Annotated in this window: 24 protein-coding genes and 2 pseudogenes; 11 read left to right on the top strand and 15 right to left on the bottom strand. The window is 68.8% G+C overall.

Features of this window, described 5'->3' with window-relative positions:
- The coding region (locus ABE957_RS01735) for an IS3 family transposase (protein WP_349756947.1) at positions 1-111 on the top strand (111 nt) is incomplete at its 5' end.
- 84 nt (positions 112-195) lie between these two features.
- On the opposite strand, the gene ABE957_RS01730 is transcribed toward ABE957_RS01735, so the two are convergent.
- Positions 196-1,404, bottom strand: coding sequence for an ABC transporter substrate-binding protein (locus ABE957_RS01730; RefSeq protein ID WP_349756946.1), 1,209 nt, complete (start codon positions 1,402-1,404; stop codon positions 196-198).
- Positions 1,405-1,639: 235 nt separating this feature from the next.
- On the opposite strand from ABE957_RS01730, the gene ABE957_RS01725 reads away from it, so the two are divergent.
- From ABE957_RS01725 to ABE957_RS01710, 4 genes are all read left to right on the top strand, one after another.
- Positions 1,640-2,407: a dienelactone hydrolase family protein gene (locus tag ABE957_RS01725; protein WP_349756934.1), complete on the top strand. Its 768-nt coding sequence runs from the start codon at positions 1,640-1,642 to the stop codon at positions 2,405-2,407.
- Between the two features lie 146 nt (positions 2,408-2,553).
- Positions 2,554-3,810, top strand: coding sequence for a dicarboxylate/amino acid:cation symporter (locus ABE957_RS01720; protein ID WP_349756933.1), 1,257 nt, complete (start codon positions 2,554-2,556; stop codon positions 3,808-3,810).
- Between the two features lie 167 nt (positions 3,811-3,977).
- Positions 3,978-5,075, top strand: coding sequence for a C45 family autoproteolytic acyltransferase/hydrolase (locus ABE957_RS01715; RefSeq protein ID WP_349756932.1), 1,098 nt, complete (start codon positions 3,978-3,980; stop codon positions 5,073-5,075).
- A gap of 72 nt (positions 5,076-5,147) precedes the next feature.
- The gene (locus ABE957_RS01710; protein WP_349756931.1) at positions 5,148-5,516 is read left to right on the top strand and encodes a DUF6746 family protein; all 369 of its coding nucleotides are present in this window, start codon (positions 5,148-5,150) and stop codon (positions 5,514-5,516) included.
- A gap of 50 nt (positions 5,517-5,566) precedes the next feature.
- On the opposite strand, the gene ABE957_RS01705 is transcribed toward ABE957_RS01710, so the two are convergent.
- Positions 5,567-6,172: a DUF4202 domain-containing protein gene (locus tag ABE957_RS01705; RefSeq protein WP_349756930.1), complete on the bottom strand. Its 606-nt coding sequence runs from the start codon at positions 6,170-6,172 to the stop codon at positions 5,567-5,569.
- Between the two features lie 516 nt (positions 6,173-6,688).
- On the opposite strand from ABE957_RS01705, the gene arsH reads away from it, so the two are divergent.
- Entirely contained in the window at positions 6,689-7,408 is a 720-nt protein-coding gene (gene arsH / locus ABE957_RS01700; protein ID WP_349756929.1) for an arsenical resistance protein ArsH, read from the top strand.
- Positions 7,409-7,420: 12 nt separating this feature from the next.
- On the opposite strand, the gene ABE957_RS01695 is transcribed toward arsH, so the two are convergent.
- The 8 genes from ABE957_RS01695 to ABE957_RS01660 form a co-directional block, all read right to left on the bottom strand.
- The gene (locus tag ABE957_RS01695) at positions 7,421-8,494 is read right to left on the bottom strand and encodes an endonuclease (protein ID WP_349756928.1); all 1,074 of its coding nucleotides are present in this window, start codon (positions 8,492-8,494) and stop codon (positions 7,421-7,423) included.
- Positions 8,495-8,591: 97 nt separating this feature from the next.
- The gene (locus tag ABE957_RS01690; RefSeq protein ID WP_349756927.1) at positions 8,592-9,053 is read right to left on the bottom strand and encodes a DUF3592 domain-containing protein; all 462 of its coding nucleotides are present in this window, start codon (positions 9,051-9,053) and stop codon (positions 8,592-8,594) included.
- Between the two features lie 102 nt (positions 9,054-9,155).
- Positions 9,156-10,613 (bottom strand): cytochrome D1 domain-containing protein, encoded by a 1,458-nt coding sequence (locus ABE957_RS01685; protein ID WP_349756926.1) that lies wholly within the window; start codon positions 10,611-10,613, stop codon positions 9,156-9,158.
- A 107-nt stretch (positions 10,614-10,720) separates the two neighbouring features.
- Positions 10,721-11,128, bottom strand: coding sequence for a DUF7282 domain-containing protein (locus tag ABE957_RS01680; RefSeq protein WP_349756925.1), 408 nt, complete (start codon positions 11,126-11,128; stop codon positions 10,721-10,723).
- 53 nt (positions 11,129-11,181) lie between these two features.
- Positions 11,182-12,009, bottom strand: coding sequence for an anti-sigma factor (locus ABE957_RS01675; protein ID WP_349756924.1), 828 nt, complete (start codon positions 12,007-12,009; stop codon positions 11,182-11,184).
- Entirely contained in the window at positions 12,002-12,598 is a 597-nt protein-coding gene (locus ABE957_RS01670) for an RNA polymerase sigma factor (protein WP_349756923.1), read from the bottom strand. The genes ABE957_RS01675 and ABE957_RS01670 overlap by 8 nt, the downstream gene beginning before the upstream one ends.
- Positions 12,599-12,790: 192 nt before the next feature.
- The gene (locus tag ABE957_RS01665; protein WP_349756922.1) at positions 12,791-15,073 is read right to left on the bottom strand and encodes a CehA/McbA family metallohydrolase; all 2,283 of its coding nucleotides are present in this window, start codon (positions 15,071-15,073) and stop codon (positions 12,791-12,793) included.
- Between the two features lie 247 nt (positions 15,074-15,320).
- Positions 15,321-15,746 (bottom strand): phasin family protein, encoded by a 426-nt coding sequence (locus ABE957_RS01660; protein ID WP_349756921.1) that lies wholly within the window; start codon positions 15,744-15,746, stop codon positions 15,321-15,323.
- A 280-nt stretch (positions 15,747-16,026) separates the two neighbouring features.
- On the opposite strand from ABE957_RS01660, the gene fabI reads away from it, so the two are divergent.
- From fabI to ABE957_RS01640, 4 genes are all read left to right on the top strand, one after another.
- Positions 16,027-16,800, top strand: coding sequence for an enoyl-ACP reductase FabI (gene fabI, locus ABE957_RS01655; RefSeq protein ID WP_349756920.1), 774 nt, complete (start codon positions 16,027-16,029; stop codon positions 16,798-16,800).
- 52 nt (positions 16,801-16,852) lie between these two features.
- Positions 16,853-18,280 (top strand): bifunctional enoyl-CoA hydratase/phosphate acetyltransferase, encoded by a 1,428-nt coding sequence (locus ABE957_RS01650; protein WP_349756918.1) that lies wholly within the window; start codon positions 16,853-16,855, stop codon positions 18,278-18,280.
- Position 18,281: 1 nt separating this feature from the next.
- Positions 18,282-19,496, top strand: a complete 1,215-nt coding sequence (locus ABE957_RS01645; RefSeq protein ID WP_349756917.1) for an acetate/propionate family kinase — start codon at positions 18,282-18,284, stop codon at positions 19,494-19,496.
- A gap of 261 nt (positions 19,497-19,757) precedes the next feature.
- Complete coding sequence (locus ABE957_RS01640; RefSeq protein WP_349756916.1) at positions 19,758-20,933, top strand: histone deacetylase family protein; 1,176 nt, start codon at positions 19,758-19,760, stop codon at positions 20,931-20,933.
- Here ABE957_RS01640 and ABE957_RS01635 read toward each other — a convergent pair.
- From ABE957_RS01635 to ABE957_RS01625, 3 genes and pseudogenes are all read right to left on the bottom strand, one after another.
- Positions 20,881-21,042 (bottom strand): annotated as a pseudogene (locus ABE957_RS01635) (carboxylate--amine ligase); the annotation flags it as partial. The gene ABE957_RS01640 and the pseudogene ABE957_RS01635 overlap by 53 nt on opposite strands.
- 86 nt (positions 21,043-21,128) lie before the next feature.
- Positions 21,129-21,470, bottom strand: coding sequence for a YbjQ family protein (locus ABE957_RS01630; protein WP_349756915.1), 342 nt, complete (start codon positions 21,468-21,470; stop codon positions 21,129-21,131).
- Between the two features lie 295 nt (positions 21,471-21,765).
- Entirely contained in the window at positions 21,766-22,311 is a 546-nt protein-coding gene (locus ABE957_RS01625) for an outer membrane beta-barrel protein (RefSeq protein WP_349756914.1), read from the bottom strand.
- Between the two features lie 134 nt (positions 22,312-22,445).
- Between ABE957_RS01625 and ABE957_RS01620 the strand changes: the two genes are divergently transcribed.
- Positions 22,446-23,039 (top strand): SAM-dependent methyltransferase, encoded by a 594-nt coding sequence (locus ABE957_RS01620; RefSeq protein WP_349756913.1) that lies wholly within the window; start codon positions 22,446-22,448, stop codon positions 23,037-23,039.
- A gap of 112 nt (positions 23,040-23,151) precedes the next feature.
- On the opposite strand, the gene ABE957_RS01615 is transcribed toward ABE957_RS01620, so the two are convergent.
- Positions 23,152-23,343, bottom strand: coding sequence for a tryptophan-rich sensory protein (locus ABE957_RS01615; RefSeq protein WP_349756945.1), 192 nt, complete (start codon positions 23,341-23,343; stop codon positions 23,152-23,154).
- Between the two features lie 139 nt (positions 23,344-23,482).
- Positions 23,483-23,602, bottom strand: a pseudogene (locus ABE957_RS01610) (tryptophan-rich sensory protein); the annotation flags it as partial.
- Positions 23,603-23,640 lie beyond the last annotated feature (38 nt).

Raw genomic sequence — 23,640 nt, 5'->3', positions numbered from 1 at the left:
CAGCAAGGGCTCGATCAGTACATCCATTACTACAACCACGAACGCATCAGGCTGAAACTAAAAGGCCTGAGCCCCGTGCAGTACAGGACTCAGGCCTTGGGCGCTGGCTGAATGAACCGTCCAGCTATTGGGGGTCAGTTCAGTGGTCCGCCGGGGCCTTCGTTCGTTCGCCTTCGCTCGGCGCAGGCGCGTCCCTCAGAGGTCGACGTAGCCCTTGCTGGTGAAGGTGCCGTCCTCGATCACCATCTCCAGCACCACGCCCGGCACGTCGCCGTTGGCATTGAACTCGTGGGTACCGGAGGCGCCCTCGTAGTTGATCTCGGTGCCGGCGGCGATCAGCTCCACCGCCTTCTCCCACTCGCCGGGCAGGATCACCTCGCCCGGCGCGCTGGCCACGCTGCGCAGCGCCTCGTTGAGCCCCTCACGCTCGGCGCTGCCGTGCTGCTCGATGGCCAGCGCCAGCAGGAAGGCGGCGTCGTAGGCCTGGGCGGCAAACACCGCGCTGGGGTCGATGCCGGCCTCCTCGGCCTGGGCCTGGAACATCTCGGTGCCCGGCAGCTCGGGGCTGCCCGGGCGGGTGGCGATCATGCCGTCGAGCACGTCGGCGCCGATGGCCTCGACCAGGCTGTCGCCGACCATGCCGTCGGCCCCGATGTACTGGGTGAACATGCCGCTCTCGTAGGCCTGACGCACCACCGTCTGGCCGGAGGTATCGGCGTAGGCCAGCACCACCAGGTTCGGCACGCCGGTGGAGGAGAGGGTGCCCAGCTCCGAGCGGTAGTCGGCGCGGTTGTCCTCGTGGGCGAGGTTCTCCGCCACTATGCCTCCCTCGGCCTCGAATTCCTCGGTGAAGGCGTCGGAGAGGCCGCGGCCGTAGTCGTTGTTGACGTAGGTGACGACGACTTCCTCGATACCCTTGGTGATCAGCAGCTTGGCCAGCATCTCGCCCTGGAAGGCATCCGAGGCGACGGTGCGGAACACCAGATCATTATCGTCGATGTGGGTGACCGCCGGCGCCGTGGAGGCCGGCGAGACCATGGTCACGCCGCCCGGCACGGCAGCGTTGTTGGCCGCGGCGATGGTCGCACCGGTGCACAGCGCCCCGACGATGGCGGTGACCTGCTCGGTGTTGACCATGCGGTCGGCGGCGTTCGAGGCGGCCGAGGCGTCGGAGCAGGTGGTGTCACCGGTGGGCATCACCAGCTCCTGGCCGCCCAGCAGGCCGCCCTGCTCGTTGACCTGGCTCACCGCCAGCTGGGCGCCGTCGAAGATCGGCGGCGTCAGGCTCTCGATGCCGCCGGTGAAGCCCCCCAGGAAGCCGACCTTGACCTCGGCCTGTGCCATGCCGGAGAGGGCCAGGGTGGTCGCCGCCACCGCCGTCGCTAGAACGCGTTTCTTCATGATTGTTGGTCTCGCTCTGGTTGCTCGGATCATGGACTGCATGAATCACACCCCCAATCTGGAAGGCCGGGGAGCAAAACACAAGCCGGCGCTGCCAACGCTTCGGGCCCGCCGGTACTCGCCAAGTCATTGATCACCATGGCGAAGCGCCGGTGCTTAAGCGTTCGAACGCACGCTTCAACGCAACCGAGCCCCCCGACCTATACTGAGGGCCGTTCCCAACATCTAAGAGGTCACCATGACGACACGCCCGACGCCCCTCGCCTGCGCCCTCCTCGCCCCCTTCGTCCTCTTCCTGGGAAGCGCCCAGGCCGTTCAGCCCTCCGGCCAGGCCATCGACTACGCCGTGGACGGCGAGGCCTTCGCCGGCTACCTGGCCAGCGCCCCGGACGAGTCCCGCGGCACCGTGCTGATCATCCATGACTGGGACGGCCTCACCGACTACGAACGCCGACGCGCCGACATGCTCGCCGAGCTGGGCGTCGACGCCTTCGCCCTCGACCTCTACGGCCAGGGCAATCGCCCGGTGGAGACCGCGGCCAAGAAGGCCGAGACGGGCAAGCTCTACGAGGATCGCGAGCGCATGCGCCGCCTGACCCTGGCCGGCCTCGAGGAGGCCCGCGCCCAGGGCGCCGCCGGCCCGGTGGTGATCATGGGCTACTGCTTCGGAGGCGCGGTGGTGCTGGAGCTCGCCCGCTCGGACGCGGCCCAGGAGATGAGCGGCTTCGCCACCTTCCACGGCGGCCTGGCCACCCCCGAGGGCCAGGGCTATCGCGCCGACACCGCGCCGATCCTGGTGGCCCACGGCGGCGCCGACGGCTCGATCTCGCTGGACGACGTCGCGGCCCTGGGCAAGGAGCTGGAAGCCGCCAGCACCCCCTACGAGATCGAGATCTACTCCGGCGCGCCCCACGCCTTCACCGTCTTCGGCAGCGAGCGCTACCAGGCGCGGGCCGACGAGAAGTCCTGGGCCGCCTTCCTGGGGCTGCTCGACGAGGTGCTGTGATCCCCCCGGGCGGCCCGCGGCGCGGGTCGCCATCTCGCAAGAGGTCGTTCGTTTAACCAAAGATTAATGGTTTTTCTTTCTGTAGAATCGCTTTCCCGAACTGACAACCACCACATAAAAGCTGTTTTGCAGAAAGGAGTACCGACGTGACGAGCCCCTCAACGGCCGCGCCCACCAACGTGTGGCGGCGCATTCCCCTGTGGCAGAAGATCCTCGCCGGCCTGGCGCTCGGCATCCTCGCCGGCGCGCTGATGGGCGAGGACGCCAGTGTCTTCAAGCCCATCGGTGACGTCTTCATCAGCGCCATCAAGATGCTGATCGTGCCGCTGGTGTTCTCCACCCTGGTAGTGGGCATCACGGCGATGCGCGACCCGCAGAAGATGGGCCGCATCGGCGTGCGCACCATCGGGCTGTACCTGATCACCACCGCCTTCGCCATCGCCATCGGCCTGCTCGCCTCGCTGATCTTCCAGCCCGGCGTGGGCCTGGAGATGAGCTTCGAGTCCGGCATGGAGGCCAAGGCGGCCCCCAGCCTGGTGGAGATCCTGGTCGGCCTGGTGCCCCAGAACCCCATCGATGCGCTGGCCAGCGGCAACATCCTGCAGATCATCGTCTTCGCCATCGGGCTCGGCATCTCGCTGACCCTGATCGGCGAGAAGGGCGAGCCGGTGGTGCGCGTCTTCGAGAGCTTCGCCGAGGCGATGTACAAGCTGACCAGCTTCGTCATGGCCCTCGCCCCGTTCGGCGTGTTCGGCCTGATCGCCCACGTCTCGGGCAGCTACGGCCTCGAGGTGCTGCTGCCGCTGGCCAAGGTCATCGGCGTGGCCTACCTGGCCAGCGTGCTGCACGTGCTGATCGTCTACTCCGGCCTGCTGGCGCTGCTCGGCCGCCTCAATCCGGTGCGCTACCTGCAGGGCATCCTCGACGCCCTGGTGGTGGCCTACTCCTCGGCCTCCTCCTCCGGCACCCTGCCGGTCTCGCTGCGCTGCGCCCAGAAGAACCTCGGCGTCTCCGAGGGCGTGGCCGGCTTCGTGCTGCCGGTGGGTGCCACCATCAACATGGACGGCACGGCCATCTACCAGGGCGTGGTGGCGGTGTTCATCGCCCAACTGCTGGGCGTCGAGCTCAGCATGATGGACTACGGCATGATCATCGTGACCGGCACCCTGGCCTCGATCGGTACCGCCGGCGTGCCCGGCGCAGGCCTGGTGATGCTCTCCATCGTGATGGCCCAGATCGGCCTGCCGCTGGAGGCGATCGCGGTGATCGCCGGCATCGACCGCATCCTCGACATGGCCCGCACCAGCGTCAACGTGGCCGGCGACCTGATGGTCACCACCCTGGTCGGCAAGAGCGAAGGCGAGCTCGACGAGGGCATCTACAACGCCCCCGACAAGAGCTGATCCCCCGCGGCGCCGGCCCCGCTTCGGCGCCGCGCCTTCCGCGGCGCGTCCTGGGCCGTTTTCCTGAACCGCTCGCCCTGACCCGGCTCTCGACCCGTCCCTGCCCTGCCGGCTACCCGCGAATGCTACAGTGATCCTGTCGATGCGCAGCGAGTCGCGAGGTCACCATGCATATCACCCCCCTGACCGGCAGCCGGGCCGAGATCGGCGAGGCCCACGGCCGCGCCCATGGCGAGCGGATCACCCTTAGCCTCGAGGTCTACGACCGGCTCTTCCAGGACTTCGTGGGCCTGGACTGGGCCCGGGCGCGCCGCGTGGCCGAGCGCTTCCTGCCGATGATCGAGCGCGGCTTCCCGGCGATCCTCGAGGAGATGGACGGCATCGCCCGGGGCGCGGGCCTCGACTTCGCCGATATCCTGACCCTGAACTGCCGGAGCGAGATCTCGCTGACCCAGGCCAGCGGAGGCTGCTCGGCCTTCGCCCTCGCCCGCGACGGCACCCAGTGGCTGGCCCAGAACTGGGACTGGCGCAGCGATCAGCTGCACAACGTGGTGGCGCTGGAGATCAACGGCGACGACGCCCCGGCGCTGTTCAGCATCGGCGAGGCCGGCATGGTGGCGAAGATCGGCATGAACGAGCACGGCCTCGGCGTCTGCCTCAACGCCATCCGTTCGCAGACCTGCGGCGAGGGCCTGCCCATCCACGTCGCCCTGCGCAAGATCCTGGAGTGCCGCGACCTCGACGACGCCGTGGCGGTGGCACGCCACGACCGGGTCTGCTCGCCGGCGCACTTCCTGGTCGCCAGCGGCGACAGCCGGGCGCTGGGCCTCGAGGTGCACCCCGGCGAGCCCGGCGTCCTATCCCCCGAAGACGGCGTGGTCACCCACACCAACCATCTCTATGCCGGCGGCGGCGCCGAGCGCGTCGAGGACTTCCCGCGCGCCGATTCCCGGCCTCGCCTGGCGCGGCTGGATGCCCTGCTGCGCGAGGAGCTGCCAGCGCAGGACCCGGTCGGCGAAGGGGAGCTCTTCGCGCTGCTCGCCGACCACCACGGCGCGCCGCTCTCGATCTGTCGCCACTTCAACCCCGACCAGCCCGCGGAGGAGCGCATGGAGACGCTATTCTCGGTGGTCATGGACCTGACACGGCGGCGCCTCACGCTGCGCCACGGGAAGCCGTGCGAGAGCGATGAGAGCCTGACGGTGCAGTTCGGCGACGAGCCCGGTGTTGACCCGGGTCAAACGCGAGCAGATATCGAACGATAATGATTGTCAGGCGCAAGAGTGGGTGATAGCGTAGGCATGCGATATATTCTCATTTGCACCAAGGATCCCCGCATGAAGAACCTGCTGCTCACCGCTCTCTGCACCGGCCTGCTCGCCACCACCGCCTACGCCGAAGGGCCGGATCACTTCTCGGGCGAGCCCTCGCGCACCCTCGAGGAGGCGCTGACCAACCTCAGCGACTACAACGCACGGCTGACCGAGCTGCTGGCCAAGGACGAGCTGAGCAACCGCGACCTGGGCACCGTCCACGAGCTCACCTACACCCTGGAGAACGCGCTGGCCCGTATCGATGCCGAGGTCGACACCATGGCCACCTCCCTCGAGGAGGTGCACCTGGGCTCGGAGAGCGTCGACCGCGAGCGCGTGCGCCTCAACGGCATGGCCTACCTCAACGCCGCGCGTCCGCTGACCACGCCCTGAAGCCCTGAACACGCCCTACGGGCCTGAACGCCGCCCGCCGCCCCGGCGCCTCAGCCGGCCAGGGCTTCCTCGACCAGCGCACGGGCCTCGGCGGTCATCGGCAGGGCGAGGGCCAGTGCATGGGCGCCCGGCGACATCTTCCGCCAGGTCTTCTGCACGATGCGAATCAGGTGATCGTGGTCGACCTGTCGGGAGAAGTCGCCGAAGTAGTTCTCCAGGAACACCAGGCAGGCGCTGTCCTCCACCGCCTGCACGCCCGCGTCTCGCCCCAGCCCCTGCTTGCGGATCATCGTCGCCACCCGCTCGGCCGAGGCGTCATCGTAGCCCGCCTCGCGCATCAGCGCCGCGGTGGTCTCGCCGGCGCGCTGCCCCTGGTCGCGACGCCAGGTCAGATAGCCCACGCGCCCCTCGGGGTAGTCGCCGCGCGGCACCTGCCAGCGCTGCAGGTGCTGGCCGCGCACCGCCAGGCGTACCAGGTCGTCCGGCGCCTCAACGAGCCGCTCCAGCCAGGCGCTCATCCGCCCCGCGTGCCACAGCTCCTGGGGCACCGACTCGCCCGCCACCGTCACGCGGCGCGGGTCATCGGCGTGCAGGGCATCCAGGGCGGCGAGGGTCGCCGCGAAGGGAGAGGGGTCGCGAGGGGATTCGGCAGGCATGGGCGCACTCCTTGATCGGGTAGGGTCGGGTCCGGTAACGGCACGACGGCCACAGCATACCGGGCCGCCCGGCACCGGGCCCAGCCCCGCCGCCGCGGATCGCCCGGCGCCCAGGCCGCGGTGATCCTGCGATGGCCTCGATCGCCTCGGGCCGCACGAGGCGTAACGATCGCGCATAAAAAAAAGGCCCCCCGAAGGGGGCCAGTAGGAGCACGCCAGCTCACTCTTTGTATCGCCACTCCAATGGCGATCCTGCCATACAGATTGCGAGAAGCAGGCCAACAAAAAGAAAACACTTTCACAACAAATAGTTAACGAAACATGGCGCCTCGACGCCGCGTGTCACGGCGCCCGATCACTTCGCACCTGCACCATGGCGGGCCCACACGTCGGCCCGGTGCCCCATCGCAGCGCCTCGGCCCGCAGGCTCTCAGGGCGCGGGCGGGCGGCGTTGTTTATATATGGAATGGCATATATTCTAGCGAGAACTCCCAGGTTCCAGGACCTTCACTGCCCATGTCCTCTCTGCACGACCTGCCGAATATCGACCGCCCGCTGTTTCGCGTCCCCGACCCCGAGGCCCTCGGCGGCGCCGACGCCGCGCCGCATCCGCCCCGGATCCTGCTGCTCTACGGCTCGCTGCGCGAACGCAGCTTCAGCCGCCTCGCGGTGGAGGAAGCCGCGCGGCTGCTGGGGGCCATGGGCGCCGAGACCCGAACCTTCGATCCCCGCGGCCTGCCGCTTCCCGATGCCGAGGAGGCCAGCCACCCCAAGGTCGCCGAGTTGCGGGAGCTGGCCGCCTGGGCCGAGGGCATGGTGTGGTGCTCGCCGGAGCGCCACGGGGCGATGACCGGCATCATGAAGGCGCAGATCGACTGGATTCCGCTCTCGCTGGGCGCCGTGCGCCCCACCCAGGGCAAGACGCTGGCCGTGATGCAGGTCTGCGGCGGCTCCCAGTCGTTCAACAGCGTCAATCAGCTGCGCGTACTGGGGCGCTGGATGCGCATGCTGACCATCCCCAACCAGTCGTCGGTGCCCAAGGCCTACCTGGAGTTCGACGAGCACGATCGCATGCGCCCCTCGCCCTACTACGATCGCATCGTCGACGTGATGGAGGAGCTGGTGAAGTTCACCTGGCTGGTGCGCGGCCGCACCGACGTCCTCACCGATCGCTACTCCGAGCGCAAGGAGAGCGCCGGCGAGCTCTCCGAGCGCGTCAACCAGCGGGCGATCTGAGCGCCGCGAGCGTCATCCTTGCTCGCCGCAGAGCAGGCCGCTGTGGCGGATCTCCCCCAGCCGACCCTCACCGATCCCGCCGATCCGGGTGAGCTCGGCCGGACCCCGCCACGGCCGCCCGGCGATGATGTCCGCGGCGCGCGACGGCCCCACGTGGGGCAGCTCGGCGAGCCGCGTCGCGTCGCTGGCGTTGAGGTCGATGCAGTTCGCCCCCGAGCCGCCGGCTGCCGAGCCTGCCAATAAGGCGCCCCCGGCCGCCGGCACGGGCGGGAGGCGCGCGCCGTTGAGCGCCAGGTAGACCGGTGCATGGTCCGAGACCCGGTCGCGGGCGGCCTCATGATCCAGGGACAGCAGCGCGGGAAAGCGCAGGATGCCCCGGTCGTCGGGCGCCAGGCGTTCGGCGTCGTACCAGAGGTTGTCGTAGAGGCTCGAGTACTCGCCCGCCGTGGTCGACAGGGTCGAGCGCCCCTCGGTGATCGCCGGCACCGCTCCCAGGGCACGCAGGGGCGCCCAGCCCGGATGGTCGGGCGGCAGGTTGAAGTCGCCCGCCAGCAGGCGCGGCGTCTGTGGCGCGATCTCGCCGAGCCACTGCCAGTAGTCGGCCAGCGCCGCGATCTCCGGCAGGCGATCGCCCATGCGCTCGCCGTAGACCACGTGCACGTTCGCCAGGGTGAAGCGGTCGCCGGTCGCCAGGTCGCGAAAGCGTGCCGAGTAGGGCTCGCGGGAGAAGACGTCGCCGTGATCGATGAACACCACGGCGCCGTCCTCGTAGGCCACCTCGCTCTCCCGCCACAGGAAGCCGTAGTGCTCCTCGTAGGCACCGCGCCCCAGGGCGTGGCTGGCCATGGAGGACCAGGCCTCGCCCGAGCGCGCCTCGAGCTCGCGCTCCAGCGCGCCCAGCGCCGCGGGGTCCATCAGCTCCTGCACCGCCAGCAGGTCGAAGTGATTGGCCACGTGGGCCACCTGGGGCATGGCCTTGTCGTTGTTCCAGCCCAGGTGCTCGATGTTCCAGCTGCCGACGAGCACGTCGGCCGACACGGTAAGGGGAGACAGGGCCAGCAGCCCTGCCAGCAGATAACGCGGCATGCCATCTCCAGGCAAAAAGCCGCTATCCTGGCGGCCTTCTGCATGAAGATCAATGCGTTATGCAAAGGAGGAGAAACCGGGGCAACCGGCCGGGGAATCAGCGCAGCGCGAGCCACAGCGCGACGACGGCCACACCCAGCAGGAAGAGCATCAGGCCGAGGCGCCTAGTCGGCAGGCGCACCGCGCCGATGAGGGTGCGCGTGGGCATCGTCGGGTCGTGGCGAATCGCCAGCGTGCGACCGGGCGGGTAGTCGGCCAGAAACGCCTCGGCCTCCTGCCGCGAGGGGAAGGTGGGCGCGCCATCGAAGCGGCCGTTGTCGGAGACGACCTCCCGCCCCTCGACCCGGAAGACGATATGCACCCGCGCCAGGTAGCGGCGCGACTGATCGGGGCTCTCGCGGTTCTGCACCGGCGAGCCGAGCTCCTCGAGCTCGGTGTCGGTCACCCTGGCCGTCGCTTCGGGCCAGCGGCTCACGCCGCGCCGCCGCCATGCGGCGCGCGCCGAGAGGGCGGCACCGGCCAGGGCGGCGACGGCGATCAGCAGGGGGATCTCGGGCATGGTGCGGTTCCTGTCACCGGGAGGCCCCCATGATGACCAGCGCCGGCGCCGTTGCAAAGGCGCCGGGCTGTCGGGCCCTGGGCGAAAGGGAGAGCCGGCCGCTCAGGGATTGCCCGGCACGGCGATCCAGAACGGGAAGGCGCCCGCGAGCGGCTCGCGCCGCACGACCTCCAGGGTCTCGGTGTCGATCACCGCGATGGCATCCTCGGCGGTGAGCGAGGCGTAGAGATAGCGCCCGTCTCGACTCGCCCGCACCCCATGGGGCCCGGTGCCGACCTCGACCGACGCGGCGACCTCCAGGGCCTGCGCGTCGATGACGGTCACCACGGAGTCCGCGATGGCGCCGGTCGCCACGTAACGCCCACCGGGCAGGACATCGATGCCACCGTGGCCATTGCCGACCGGGAAGGTGGCGAGCATGGTCTCGCTGGCCAGCTCGAGCACCCCCACCTGGCCCACGAAATCGCGGATCCACAGCCGCTCGCCATCCTCGCTGAGGTCGAGGTTGTGCGGCGTCTCGAGCCCCGGCGTGGGAATCTCGTCGACCTTCTCGAGAGTGGCCATGTCGATCACGGCGATGGCCCCGCCGCCCTGCAGCGTCACGTAGGCCCGCGCGCCGTCGGCGGAGAACACGGCGTTGTGGGGCCCCGCGCCGACGGGGATGCTGGCGATCCGCTCGCCGGCGTCCAGGTCGATCACCACCGCCACGTCATCCGCCTGGGCCATGGCGAGGCCGTGCCGGCCGTTGGGCGCGATCTTCACCCCCTGGGCCACTGCGCCGATCGGCAGGGTCGCGGTCAGCGCCCCGGTGCGGGCGTCCAGCACATGGACATCGCCGGTCTTGAAGCCCGAGACCAGCAGCCGCGAGCCATCCGGGCTCAGGGCGTTGTAGTGCGCGCCCTCGATGCCCGGCCAGGCCTCACCGGTGGGCAGCACCTCGACATCGCCGCTGTGCTGCACCGCGACGTAGGCGGGCGCGGGGAACGCCGCCTCCCGGGTGAGCGCCGTGGTCGCATCGTCCGGTGCGGGCCTCGAGGCGGCCGCGGCCTCCGGGGTCGCCTCGCCGATGCCGTCGAGCCCCTGGCGCAGCCGGTGGACGTCGCGCCCGCTCAGCGATGCCTCGCCAAGCGCCTCGATCTCCTCGGCGGTGTAGGGGCGGAAGGCCTCGGGGGCGGGATCGATCTCGGTGAGCAGGTAGTTGAGCACCTCGGCGATCTGCGCCTCGCCAAGCGCCTCGCCCCAGGCCGGCATGTTGCCGTCGTAGGTCACGCCGTCGACGACGATCGGGCCGGTCAGGCCGTTCAGCAGCACCCGGGCCAGGTAGTCGCGCCCGTTGATCTCGTCACCCTCGGCGGCATAGAGCTCGCCGACGTGGCCGCGGTGGGGCGGGAAGACGCCGCTCACGCCCTCGCCGTTCGGCTGGTGACAGGCGGCACAGTGCTCGGCATAGACTCGAGCCCCGGGGGATGCCTCCTGGGCGGCGGACGTGGTGGCGGCCACCGCGCCGGTCGCGCCGAACAGGCAGGCCGTCATCCAGGGCAGCAGGTAGGGTCTTATCATTGTCATCTCTCGCATCGGGCCTTGGCCCCCGTCACGGCCTCGTCATCGCGACGAGCCGCCGCCAGGGCGCTCGGAAAGTGGGGCCGGGTCGGCGCCCGGCCATGGCATCACTGCACCGCGACGGGGCGCACCACCGGCTTGCCGTCGACGACCAGCGGCGGATCGACCTTCACCGCACCGGGGCCGAAGGCATACTCGCCGGGCGTGCCGGTATCGCGGTGGAGCATCACGTAGAGCCGCTCGCCGGCGGCCACCTCACGCGCCAGCGGCACCTCGACGGCCGCGTGATCGCCGGCGGCCACGGCGACATGGCCGATGGAGGCCGGCGCCACGATCTTGCCCTCGCCGTCGCTCTCATGGACCACCACGAAGCCATCCTCGGCGACGCTCACGCCGGCCACCATGACGGTGCGGCCGGGGGCCTGCTCCGCTACCTCGAGGGATGGGGCCGCGAGCGCACTCGCGACCAGGCCGAACGTCAGTGTCATGGCCGTCAGGGAATGGCGAATCATCATCGTGCAATCTCCTTTGCATGGGAAAGAATCACGCCGCAGCGGCGCTCGGCGTCTTACAGCCGAAGCCGCTCCAGCCTATCGGTGGGCAGCTCGCCCACCAGCAGCGAGCCGGCGTTGTCGCCCGGCCAGCCCACCACCGCCTGGTCGCCCAGGTGGGCGACGTAGCGACCCTCTCGGGCGACCGCATCGCGCACGCTCGCCCGATTGAAGAACAGCGGACCGCTGACCACGTACTGGACCACCGTGCGCGCCTCGACGCGGTAGGCCAGCGCCGCGGCGGGTTGCCCCTGCAGCGCGGTCGGCCAGGCGCCCAGGAACTCCACCCCGGGCCCCTCGATGACCTCGAGCGGCAGCGCTAGGGTGCGCGCCAGCACGGCGGTATCCCGGGTGGTATGCCCGGGCAGCTCACCGGCCACCAGTTGCCGGTAATCGGCCACGGCGTCGCGCACCATTGGCACGCCCTGGCGCGCCTGCCAGCTCGGCCACCCCAGCACCACCGCCAGCACGCAGGCCTGGACCGCCGCCAGGCCCCAGCCCGTCCAGCCCCACAGGGCGCGCGGGGCGGGGCGCCGCCGGGCGGGCGAGAGCAGCCGATGCCTCAGGCGCCGCTCGACGGCCTCGGCCGAGGCCGCGTGGGCGACAGAGGGAGTGGCTGCAGGTGAGGCCGAATTTGGAACCGAAGGTGCGGCGGCGCCGAGCCGCCCCAGGCGCTGGCTCACGGCCTGCTGGCGCGCCAGCTCCCGCCGGCACGGCTCGCACCCCGCCAGGTGCTGTGCCATGACGCGGCACTCGTCGGGGGACAGCTCGTCATCCAGGTAGGGCGCCACCTGCTCCAGCCAGGCGGCATGCGCCTCATGCTCGCGGCGATCGTGATCACTCATGGTGGCTTGCCTCCTTCTCGCCCGGCGTGCCGACGCCCCCGACCGCCTCCGGCGCCTCGACCAGCAGCGCGGCCAGCAGGCGGCGGCCGCGAGCCAGTCGGCTGGTCACCGTGCCCAGCGGCAGCTCCAGGGTCTCGGCGATCTCCCGGTAGCGGTAACCCATCAGGTCGTGCAGCTCGACCACGATGGCGAAATCATCCGGCAGGCGGCGCAGCAGCGCCGCCACGCGGCTGTCAGACTGCGCCGCCACGGCCTCTTCGAAGGGCCCCGGCGCCTCGCCGGCGATGGCCTGCCAGTGCGCCTCCTCGATATCAGTGATCGGCAGCAGCGCCTGGCGGCGCGACCGGGTGCGGCGATGATCGGCGACCTGCCGCAGCAGGATGCGCACCAGCCAGGCCCGTGAGGCCTCGGCCGAACGCAGCTCCTCGAGCTTCTCCCAGGCCATGATGCAGCTCTCCTGCACCAGGTCCTCGGCCAGCGCCGCATGGCCCGTGCGCTGCATCGCGATGTGCACGAGATGCGTCACATGCGGCTGTACCAGGCGTCGATAGCGCCTCTCCCGCGACGAAAAATGGCCCAGAAACCGCATCCCGCTTGCTCCCGATTTAATTGTGCTGCCTATTAAGACGGCGCGAGGCAGCGACTTTATTCCCGGCACCGTGAAAATCGGATGTTCGGGAAACACTCGGGACCATGAGTCCCGCCGACCATGATGCCCCCTGCATACGAAAAAGGCCGCACCCGAAGGGCGCGGCCTGGTCATGCACGACAGCCGGGGCGATCAGCCCTCGGCGGCGGCCGTATAGGGGGTCGGCTGCTCACGTTCCACCCACAGCGGGTTGCTCCAGGCGGTCTCGTCGTCCTGGTCGTCGACCTCGAGGGCAACCCAGCCCTCGACCGTCTCGTCCAGGGTCAGCGAGAGGCTGGCCTCGCGGCCGTCCAGGGCGACGGTCTCGAGCACCTCGCCACCCTTTCCGATCAGCCGGGCTTCCTTGAGGCCGTCGACGGCCGTGACATCCACCTGCCAGGTGAAGGCTTCCCCCTCGGGCAGACGCAGGGCGTCGCCGAACAAGCCGTTGCGCGGATGCAGCAGTGGCCCCTGGGTCGCGTAGCCGTGGCCATCCTTGAGGGCGCGGGCGAAGGCGCGCGGGGTCAGCTCGCCCGGCACCTTGGCCATCATGCGGATGCGGCCGGTCAGGTCGTTCCAGGCGTCGTGGGTGTCGGTGCCCGCCGTGAAGTAGACGCGGCTGCCCTCGTCCCACAGGTTATGGGCGGTCTGGCGCGTCGGGACGTTGTCGACCTCGGCATTGAGCTCCAGCAGGTCGAAACCGGTGGCGAAGCCGCCCGGCACGCTGTCGTTGGCCAGGTTACGCAGGTAGCCGTAGTCGTTGAACGGGTGGTTCAGGGGGATCACCTCGGCGTTCAGGCGGCGGGCATCCGCCAGGATCTCCTGGACGCTGTCGGTCCCCGGATCCACCTGCATCTCGCCGGCGATATCGATGGGGAAGGGATTCATGTGCCCCCAGGACGCCGACACCTCGATGGACGGGATGAAGGGCACGCCACGCTGCCCGGAGAGCGCCTGGAAGCGCTCATGGTTGGCCGTGGAATCGTGGTCGCTGATGAACGTCAGGTCGAGGTCGGTGGCCAGCTGCGCCCGGACGACCGTCTCGGGCGGGGTGGTGCCCTCGAGGACGTTGGCGTGGTGGTGCAGGTCGGCCCCGTACCAGGAATCGTTGTTGGGCTCGGCGAGCCGCTCGATCTCGAGGGTCTTCTGTACGGATTCGCCGGAGGCCAGGCTCACCTCGAGCTCCTGCTGCTCGGCGGTGAAGCCGGCACCGGCATTGATGCTCATGCGGTAGTCCCCGGGCGCCAGGTTAAGCTCCGCCTGGCCGGCGGGGGTCAGCTCGGTGAAGAAGGTCTGCTTGCCAAGGAACTCGACGGGCGGCTGTTGCCCCTCGAGGATCGCCAGGCGGGCATCGCGGGGCGCACCGGTCTTGGCATCCCGCACATCGAGGCGCAGGGTACCCGGCCCCTTCAGGCCCGCGAAGTCCAGCGTCTGCTCGCCGCCCGCGGTCACCGTCAGCGCGACGGGCTCGCTGTTGGCGTGGCCGAGGCCCGTGGCATAGGCGCTGTACTCGCCGACCGGCAGGGACATCTCGAAGGTGCCGCCCTCGGCCAGGGTCCAGGCGTAGGGGTGGCCGTCCTGCTCGATCATCACCAGGCCATCCTGCGGGGCCTCGCCGCCGTCGTTGCGCAGGGTGCCCGCGATCTGCCCGACGGGCTCGCCATGCCGCTCGGCCTCGAAGGCCACCACCGGCGCCAGGTCGCCCTCGGGCACCACCTGCAGCCAGCCCTCGAAGGTGCGCGACTCGCCGGGCGCGAGGTCATGCTCCAGGTACATGTCCTGGCCTTCGTAGTTGACGCGATCGAAGTAGGGGGCATGCAGCGCGAAGACCCAATCACGATCGTAGGCGACCATGCGATCGGTCAGCGCATCAACGGCCACGGTTTCCTTGGCATCGCCGAGTCCCGGGACGCCGAACAGGAAGCCGGTGTCGGGCCACAGGGTGTAGCCGGAGCGAATGGCCTCCAGCGGCGCCTCGCCGGCGTTCTCCAGTTCGGTATTGAGCTGGATGCGATCGCTGCCCGCCTCGAGGCTGTAGGTGGTGGTGACCCAGGCCTCGCCCCAGTTGCGGCGAATCCGCACTACCACCCGCTCGGCCGAGTCCTCGACGATCTCCACCTCCTTGCCGTCGTTGGGCCAGGCGGACCAGTTGTTGGGGATGAAGTCGGCGAAGGCGATGCGGTCGAGGTCGATCTCGCCCTCCTTCACGGCGGCGAGGTCGACCAGGGTGCCGCGGGGCACGCCCCAGGGCGGCGCGGATTCAACGGCGAGGGAGAAGGCCAGCCGCTCATTGGCGATGGTCAGGTCCTCGCTCGCCTGGGCTTCCCCATCGGGGATCACCGTGGCGCCACGGGTGATACTGACCTCGGCGTGAGACGCCGCGGAGGCGCCGGCCAGCAGGCCGGCCAGCAGTAGTCGTTCGAGTCGCTTGGTCATTGAAGCGCTCCCATGCAGGGTATGTCGTTATTGGTAGGTAACGCTGCTATCCTCCTTTATTTTGATTGACCATTCAAATAACGACCATAAGGCGACCAGGCGCAGGCTGGCCTCCTCGCGACTGCGGGGAACGGCTGACATGGGGTCTGTCCGGTAAGCCCGTCGTCACACCAAAAAGGCCGTCGATCAATGATCGACGGCCTTTTGGATGCTTTCATCATCCCGGCCCGTGGGCCGGGTTAAAGGCTTACTTGGCAGCCTTGGGTGCGGCTTCCTTGACGGCCTTGCTGGCGGTCTCGGTGGCCTGCTGGGCGCTTTCCTGGGCCTGCTTGACGCTGCCCTCGGTCAGCTTCTGGCTCTCCTGGGCGAACTCCTGCTGGAGAGCCACCGCCTTCTCGGCATCGCCCTTCAGGCGCTCGGTCAGCTGCTTGGCGACGTCCTGCTGGCCTTCCAGGTAGCTCTTGAAGCCTTCGGCGTCCTTGACCTCTACCAGCTTGCGCAGCTGCGCCAGGTTGGTGTCAGCATAGGCCTTGGTGGCATCAAGCTGAGCATTGACCATCTTCTCGGTGAAGTCGACGGACAGGGCGGCGAAGGCCCGCGCCGGGGCGAAGAACATGGACTCGAACTGAGTGGTGTCGAATTGCTTGGTGTCGAAAGCGAAAACGTTGGTCATGATGGGAACCTCCAAGGTTCTGAGTGCCATGGAACGGGCGATCCCCGTTCTGATGCCCTGCATCATAGCAGGCACTTTTGTGCAGTGCAACATAATCCCTTCGCGTCGCCGAGTGCCCGTGCGCAGAGGCGCAGGGGCCTGGTATTGGCCGGCCTGCTGGAAAAAACGCCTGACCTCCTGGGTATGCGTCGATCATGGCCCCTTAATTCACCTCAAGGTACTGCAGCGGTCACACTCCTGGGCTAGCCTATGCTGCAACGCAATAAATCGTGGAGCCGCTATGACGAACCCCTTCTCTCTGCAAGGCAAGGTCGGCATCGTGACCGGCCTGGCCAACCAGGACAGTATCGCCTTCGGGTGTGCCCAGGCCCTGCACGAAGCCGGCGCCGACATGCTGGTGACCTATGCCAGCCCCAAGGCCGAGCGCTTCGTCACTCCGCTCGGTGCCGAGATGGGCCATCCCGAACTGCGGCTCTGCGATGTGCAGGACGACGCCCAGCTGGATGAACTTTTCGACCGGGCTCATCAGCGCTGGGGGCGTCTGGACTTCGTGGTGCACTCGATCGCCTTTGCGCCGCTGGACGACCTGCATGGCCGTGTGGTGGATTGCTCGCGAGACGGCTTCACGCTGGCGATGGATGTCTCCTGCCACTCCTTCCTGCGCATGGCGAAACGCGCCGAGTCGCTGATGCCGCATGGCGGCACCCTGGTGTGCATGTCCTACTACGGCGCCGAACGGGTGGTGGACAACTACAACCTGATGGGCCCGGTGAAGGCCGCCCTGGAATCCGCCACCCGTTATCTGGCCGCCGAGCTGGGACCCAAGCGCATCCGCGTGCATGCCGTCTCCCCGGGGCCGATCCGCACCCGCGCGGCCTCCGGCCTCAAGGATTTCGAGGCCCTGGCCCGGGAGAGCGAAGCCCATGCGCCGCTGCGGCGGCTGGCGACGGTGCGCGACGTGGGCAATGCGGTCGTCTACCTGGCCTCCCCAGCCGGCGCCGCGACCACCGGCTCGCTGCACTATGTCGATGCCGGCGACCACATCCGCTACTGAGCCCCACATCGCCATCGAAGACCCTGGCGAAGCGAACGACGAGGAGAGGAACATGAGCGCGACAAGCGGCGATGGCTTTATCGAGAACCGCACCTTCGACGAGATCAAGATCGGCGACCAGGCGTGTCTCGAAAAGCGCCTGACCATGGAAGACATCAAGCTTTTTGCGATCATGTCCGGCGACATCAACCCGGCCCATGTCGACGACGACTTCGCCCGCAGCACGCGCTTCCAGGAGGTGATTGCCCATGGCATGTGGGGCGGCGCGCTGATCTCCACGGTTCTCGGCACCCAGCTGCCCGGGCCCGGCACCATCTATCTGGGGCAGACCCTGAGCTTTCACGCCCCGGTCAACCTCGGCGACGTGCTCAAGGTGTGCGTCCGGGTCACGGCGAAGGACGAGGCGAAGAAGCAGCTCGACCTGGAATGCCGCTGCGAGAACCAGAAGGGCAAGGTCGTCATTGAAGGTCAGGCCCATGTGCTCGCCCCGACCGAGAAGATTCGGCGGCCGCGCACCGCCATGCCCGAGGTGCGTCTGGCCGAGCGTGGCCGCCTTCATGAGATCCTCAGCGCCGCCGACCACCCCGAGCCCATCGTCATGGCCGTGGTCCACCCGGTCGATCGCGAATCGCTGCTGGGCGCCATGGCCGCCGCCGAGCATGGGCTCATTGTGCCCTTGCTGGTGGGGCCCGCTGGCAAGATACAGGCCGCCGCCGATGCCGCCGAGGTCGATATCCGCGACATCGAGGTGATAGACACGCCTCACAGTCACGCCGCGGCAGAAAAGGCCGTGGCCCTGGTCCGCGAAGGTCGCGCCGCCTCGCTGATGAAGGGAGCCCTGCACACCGACGAGCTGATGCGCGAGGTGTTCAAGCGCGAGAGCGGCCTGCGCACCGAACGCTGCATCAGCCATGTGATGGCGTTCGATGTGCCCACCTACCCCCGTCCGCTGTTCATCACCGATGCCGCCATCAACATCTATCCCACCCTCGCCCACAAGCGCGACATCGTGCAGAACGTCATCGAGCTGGCCCAGGCGCTGGGCATCGCCGACCCCAAGGTGGCGATACTCTCGGCGGTGGAAACCATCAACCCCAAGATCACCTCCACCCTGGACGCCGCCGCGCTGTGCAAGATGGCCGAACGCGGCCAGATCACCGGCGGCACCCTGGATGGCCCCCTGGCCTTCGACAACGCCGTCTCCGAGGCCGCCGCCGAGGCCAAGCACATCGTCTCGCCAGTGGCCGGCAAGGCCGACATCCTGGTCGCCCCGGACCTCGAGGCCGCCAACATGCTGATGAAACAGCTCACCTACCTCGCCGACGCCACCGGTGCCGGCATCGTGCTGGGTGCCAGGGTGCCGATCGTGCTGACCAGCCGCGCCGACGAAGCCATCACGCGCATGGCCTCTTGTGCCCTGGCACTGCTGCTGGCCGACTACCAGCAGCGCCAGGGCGCCGCACAACGACAGGAGCGCTGACATGGGCGATATCCTGGTCATCAACAGCGGCTCGTCGAGTCTCAAGTTCGCGCTGTTTTCCCCGCCCGACGCAGACGCTCACGACCTCGACCGCCTCGCGCTGCGTTTTCAAGGCAAGCTCACCGGGCTCGGCAAGGGGCAGGCCGCCTCCGCCGCCCGCCTGCAAGACGCCGAGGGCCAGCCGGTACAGGCCGGCTCCTTCAGCGACCTGCCCCCCGCACTGGATCATCAGGGTGCGTTGGTGCGGCTGCTCGACTGGATCAGTGAGCGTCCCGATCTCGACGACCTCGCCGTGATCGGCCATCGTGTGGTGCACGGCGGACGCCACTTCCATGCACCGGTGGTGCTCGACGCGGCCATCGTCGAGGAACTGCAGACCCTCGAGCCCCTGGCTCCGCTGCATCAGCCCTACGGCCTCGAACCGATCAGGCGCCTGGCCGAGCGGCTTCCCGAGATCACTCAGATCGCCTGCTTCGATACCGCCTTTCACACCACCCAGCCGGCAGTGGCCCGGCACTTCGCCCTGCCTCGCGAACTGACCGCCAGGGGCCTGATTCGCTACGGCTTTCATGGGCTCTCCTACGACTACATCAATCGCATGCTGCCGCGTCACTTGAACGGCCAGCCCGCCGGGCGGGTGGTGGTCGCCCACCTGGGCAACGGCGCCAGCCTGTGCGCCATCCAGGACGGCCAGAGCGTGGGCTCGACCATGGGCTTCACCGCGCTCGACGGCCTGCCCATGGGCACCCGCTGCGGCAGCCTGGATCCCGGCCTGGTCCTTTACCTGCTCGGCGAGGAGGGCATGAGCGTCGATGAGGTCAATGACCTGCTCTACTCAGGCTCCGGCCTGCTCGGCGTTTCCGGCATCAGCGGCGACATGCGCGCACTGCTGGAGAGCGACGCCGCCGAGGCCCAGGAAGCGATCGACCTCTTCGTGTATCGCATCGTTCGCGAAGTCGGCAGCCTCGCCGCCGCCATGGGCGGGCTGGATCATCTGGTGTTCACGGCGGGCATCGGCGAGCGGGCGGCCCCGGTGCGCCGAGCCATCGGCCAGGAGTGCGCCTGGCTCGGCGTTGACCTGGACGACGATGCCAATCGTCGCGATGCTACCTGTATTTCCCGCACCGACAGCCGCGTCGGCGCCTGGGTCATCCCTACCGACGAGGAACGCATGATCGCCTGGCACGCCAGCAGCCTGATGGCGACACTCGCATGAAGGGGCGCGAGGGCGGCTGGCGAAGTGCTGGCGGCCGTCGCTTGCCCCTCGGAGGCTGTCGCTGAAGGGTTTAGCGCAAGCTTGCGCTGGTCGATGACGGTAGAACGCACCGCGTCGAAGTGTCCCTATGTACAGTTGCGCCGGAGGGGAGCAACATGACTGACGGGCCGGGGAGCCAAAGGCTCCTCGGACACGATTGGGTTTCCAGGTCGGCCGCCCCGGTTGATGAAACAAACCCAGATTGCCGGGGGAGTGACAGCGATGGCGACAACCGTACTGGTCTATTACGACTTCCGCATGCTCGGTCACAATCCACACGGCTGGGACCCTGACCGTCCCGAGTGGACTGACGCCGTCAAGGCGATGATTGAGCTTCAGTACCCCAATGCCAACCTGGACACCTATAGCCATCCGGAACGTCCGGGTCGGCTGACGGCGATCGTCGATCGGCTGCTTAACGGGCCTATCGACGGGTTGCGCTGGATGCTGCCGGCCACGGCCAGCGCCACCCAGCTGGAGAGGGCACATGATGCGGCCTATGTGGCCCATGTCGAGTCGCTGGACGGTCAATCCGGCTGGCTGGCCAAGGACACGACCGCCGTATCGCCGGGCAGCGTGACAGCGGCCCGCCTGGCGGCCGGCTCCGGAATCAGCGCGATCGAAGCGATCGCCGCCGGTGAAGCCCGGCGAGCGTTCTGTATCGTGCGCCCGCCGGGCCACCATGCGCCGGCCGACCGTGCCCGTGGCTTTTGCCTGTATAACAACCTGGCGGTCGCCGCGGCGCATGCACGCCAAGCGCTCGGCCATGACCGGGTCATGATCTGGGACCTGGACATGCACCACGGCAACGGTACCCAGGCCATTTTCTATGACGATCCCAGCGTGCTGGTGGTCGATAGCCACTGCGCGGCACCGTTCTACCCGGGCAGCGGCCTGTTGGCCGAAACCGGCGCCGGAGCGGGCGTTGGCTACCACCTCAACGTGCCGCTGCCCATGGGGTTTGGCAACGCCGCGCTATTGGAGGTGTTCGAGCAGGTGGTACGACCGGCAGCGCACGCATTCCAGCCCGAACTCCTGCTGATATCCGCTGGCTTCGACTGTCATTACCTCGACATGATCTGCGCCATGGACGAGACCGGCTATGCCGCCGTCACCCAGCGCCTGTGCGCCCTGGCCGATGAGCTCTGTGACGGCCGACTGGTGATGATGCTGGAAGGCGGCTACAACGCGAAGGCATTGGCCGACAGCACCTATGCGGTCATTGACGCATTGGCAGGGAATCCGGTGAGTGCCCTCAACGTCCTGCCAGACGACCCCGGCAGTGCAGCCGTGGCCGACGCAGCGGCCTTCCACGGCACATCCATCGCCGCGCTGAGCAGAACCGCTAAACGGAGAAATCCAGCTCTTCCTGGGCTTTCAGCAGGGCCCGCATCTTGATGGGGTTGTCACCCAAGAAGAAGATCAGGCCCCAATGAGTTCCGAAGGCTGACCGATCAGGCACCGTCTCCTCTGTGGGCGCGAGCAATTCGTGAGACTCGACAAGAGGGCGGCACGAACCGAGCATTGCGCTGTTCCAGCGCGCGCATCTTCGGGTCGGGGTTGTGGAAGGCCATCGGCTGCTCCGCGACCGGTTCAGGCCCGGGCGACCTTCACCGCGGTGCCCGTCGCCACCAGGAACAGCATCGACTTGCCGCCGCCGGAGATCTCACTGTAATCGAGGTCGATGCCGATCACGGCATTGGCGCCCATCGACGCCGCCTCCCGGCGCAGCTCGTCCAGGCAGGAGACCCTCGCATCGCGCAGCGCGTCCTGGGACGACTTGTTGCGCCCCCCGAAGAAATCGCGGAAGCCGGCGAACATGTCCTTGAGGATGTTCATGCCGAACACGCACTCAGCGGAGACGATGTCGAGGTGCTCGGTCACGCGGTAGCCTTCGAGGTGTGAAGACGTGGTGAGGATCACGCGCTCGGACATACGAACATTCTCCCTGTGGTGGCGGACACGATGGGCGGGGCTGCGCGAATAAAGACGCCACGACCGCCCATCCATCATGCGCAGGGGGAAAGCGGCTGGGCAAGCCTCACCCTCGGGCGCCGATGGCCATCGGCACCACGCCAACAGGGCCGAACCGGCCGTGCCAAACCGGCCGTGCCAAACCGGCCATGCCGAACTGACCGCACCGAAACAGACAACCCCGCCCGGCGGCGGCCAGGCGGGGTTCAGGGTACGGCGAAACGCGCGCCGCGCGGAGTCGACCTTCGGCGCGGCCTCAGAAGGTGTAGATCACCCCGGCGGTGAGCATGTCCAGATCACCGATCTCGTCGGCATCGATGTGCTCGTACTCCAGCCGTCCGCTCAGGCCGAACAGCCCGAGGCGCGCGCCTACGCCGTAGACCGGGTCAGTGCCGGAGCGATCGCCGATCCCGCGGCCGCGGCGCTCGGCGTCCCAGTCGGCCATGCCGGCCTTGGCATAGAGCCCCAGCGGGCCGAAGCTCAGCCCGGCGAGCCCCATGGCCTGGAAGCTCTCGACCTCGAGGCTCGCCGAGCGGCCGCCCACCTCGCCATCGAGCTCGCCGGTGTTGACGTAGGCCAGTTCGGCACCAAGATCGATCAACGGCAGCCAGCCGAAGTGGTAGCCGCCGGTGAGCTTCCAGTGGCTCGTCTCGTCGTCGAAGGCGCCGCTACCGTGGGTCTCGCCGGCGCCGGCGCCGACATAGAAGCCGGTGCCGGCCGCCATGGCGGGCGCGGCGCTCAGCGCGAGCCCGGCGGCCAGGCCGGCGATGCGCAGAGTGCGGGAGAGGGATGTCCGTGGCATGCGATCACTCCTGTGAGCCTGTTGAGGAGCAGGGAGTGTACGCGCCCCAGGTGCGGCCCCCCACCCCGCAGACGCTCCGCCGCCCCCTTGGTATTCTCGCTGACGATATCCATCCGCCCGTTCGAGAGACTGCCATGTGGGATGAACGCTTCGACAGCGACGACTACCTCTACGGTACCGAGCCCAACGACTTCCTGCGCGAGCAGGTCGAGCGGATCGGCAAGCCGCCGAAGCGGGTGCTGTGCCTGGCCGATGGCGAGGGGCGCAACGGCGTCTACCTGGCCGGGCTCGGCCATCGGGTGCTATCCGTGGACGCCTCCGCGGTCGGCCTGCGCAAGGCCGTCCGGCTGGCCGAGCGCGAGGGCGTGCCGCTGGAGACCCTTCACGCCGACCTCACCGAGCACGTCTTTCCGGCGCAGGCCTTCGATGCGGTGGTATCGATCTTCTGCCACGTGCCTGAGGCGGGGCGCCCGCACCTGCATCGCCAGGTGGTGCGCACCCTGAAGCCCGGCGGCGTGCTGATCCTGGAGGCCTACACCCCGGCCCAGGTGCCGCGAAACACCGGCGGGCCGGACACCCCGGATCGCACGCCCACCGCCGCGGAGCTGGAGGCCGCCTATGCCGAGCTCGAGATCCTCGCGAGCCGCGAGTTCGATCGCCCGGTGATCGAGGGCCGCGGCCATACCGGCCTGGGGGCCGTGGTGCAGTTCATCGCCCGCCAGCCCTGACGACACGACAAGCGGCTAAGCGTCACCCCCCCCTCCCTCGGCGTGCGGACCAGCAGCGCCGGGCCGTCGGCATGAAGATCCATCATAGCCAGGCCATCGCGGCCATCATTGCCTAGCCGTTGAGCCACCAGGTGGCGGCATTGAGGTAGGCGGCGAAGCTCACCCAGGCCAGGTAGGGCACCAGCAGCCAGGCGGCCACGGGCGAGACCCGGGCGAAGCGGCGCAGGGTCAGCGCGATCAGTGCCCACAGCAGCAGCAGGTCGAGCAGCGCCAGGCCCATCCAGTGCAGGCCGAAGAAGAAGATCGACCAGAGCGCGTTGGCGACGAGCTGGGCCAGGAAGGGCCAGGAAGGGCCAGAGGGTGTGCCAGCGCGCCGCGGGCGGTACCGCCAGGGTCGCCCGCCAGGCTGCCAGCGCCATCAGCAGGTAGAGCGTGCTCCAGGCGATGGGGAAGGCGAGGTCGGGCGGCGTGAGCGGCGGCTTGGCCAGGCCGGCGTACCAGTCGCCGGGCGGGGTGGCGATGCCGGTCAGGGCGGTCAGGGCGGTCAGCGCCAGCCAGCTCATCAGCACCAGGGCGGAACGCGTCGCGGTCATGGTCACTC

Source organism: Halomonas pelophila, assembly GCF_040196315.1.
Taxonomy (GTDB): Bacteria; Pseudomonadota; Gammaproteobacteria; order Pseudomonadales; family Halomonadaceae; genus Halomonas; species Halomonas pelophila.
This window is presented reverse-complemented; position numbering and strand designations above follow the sequence as displayed.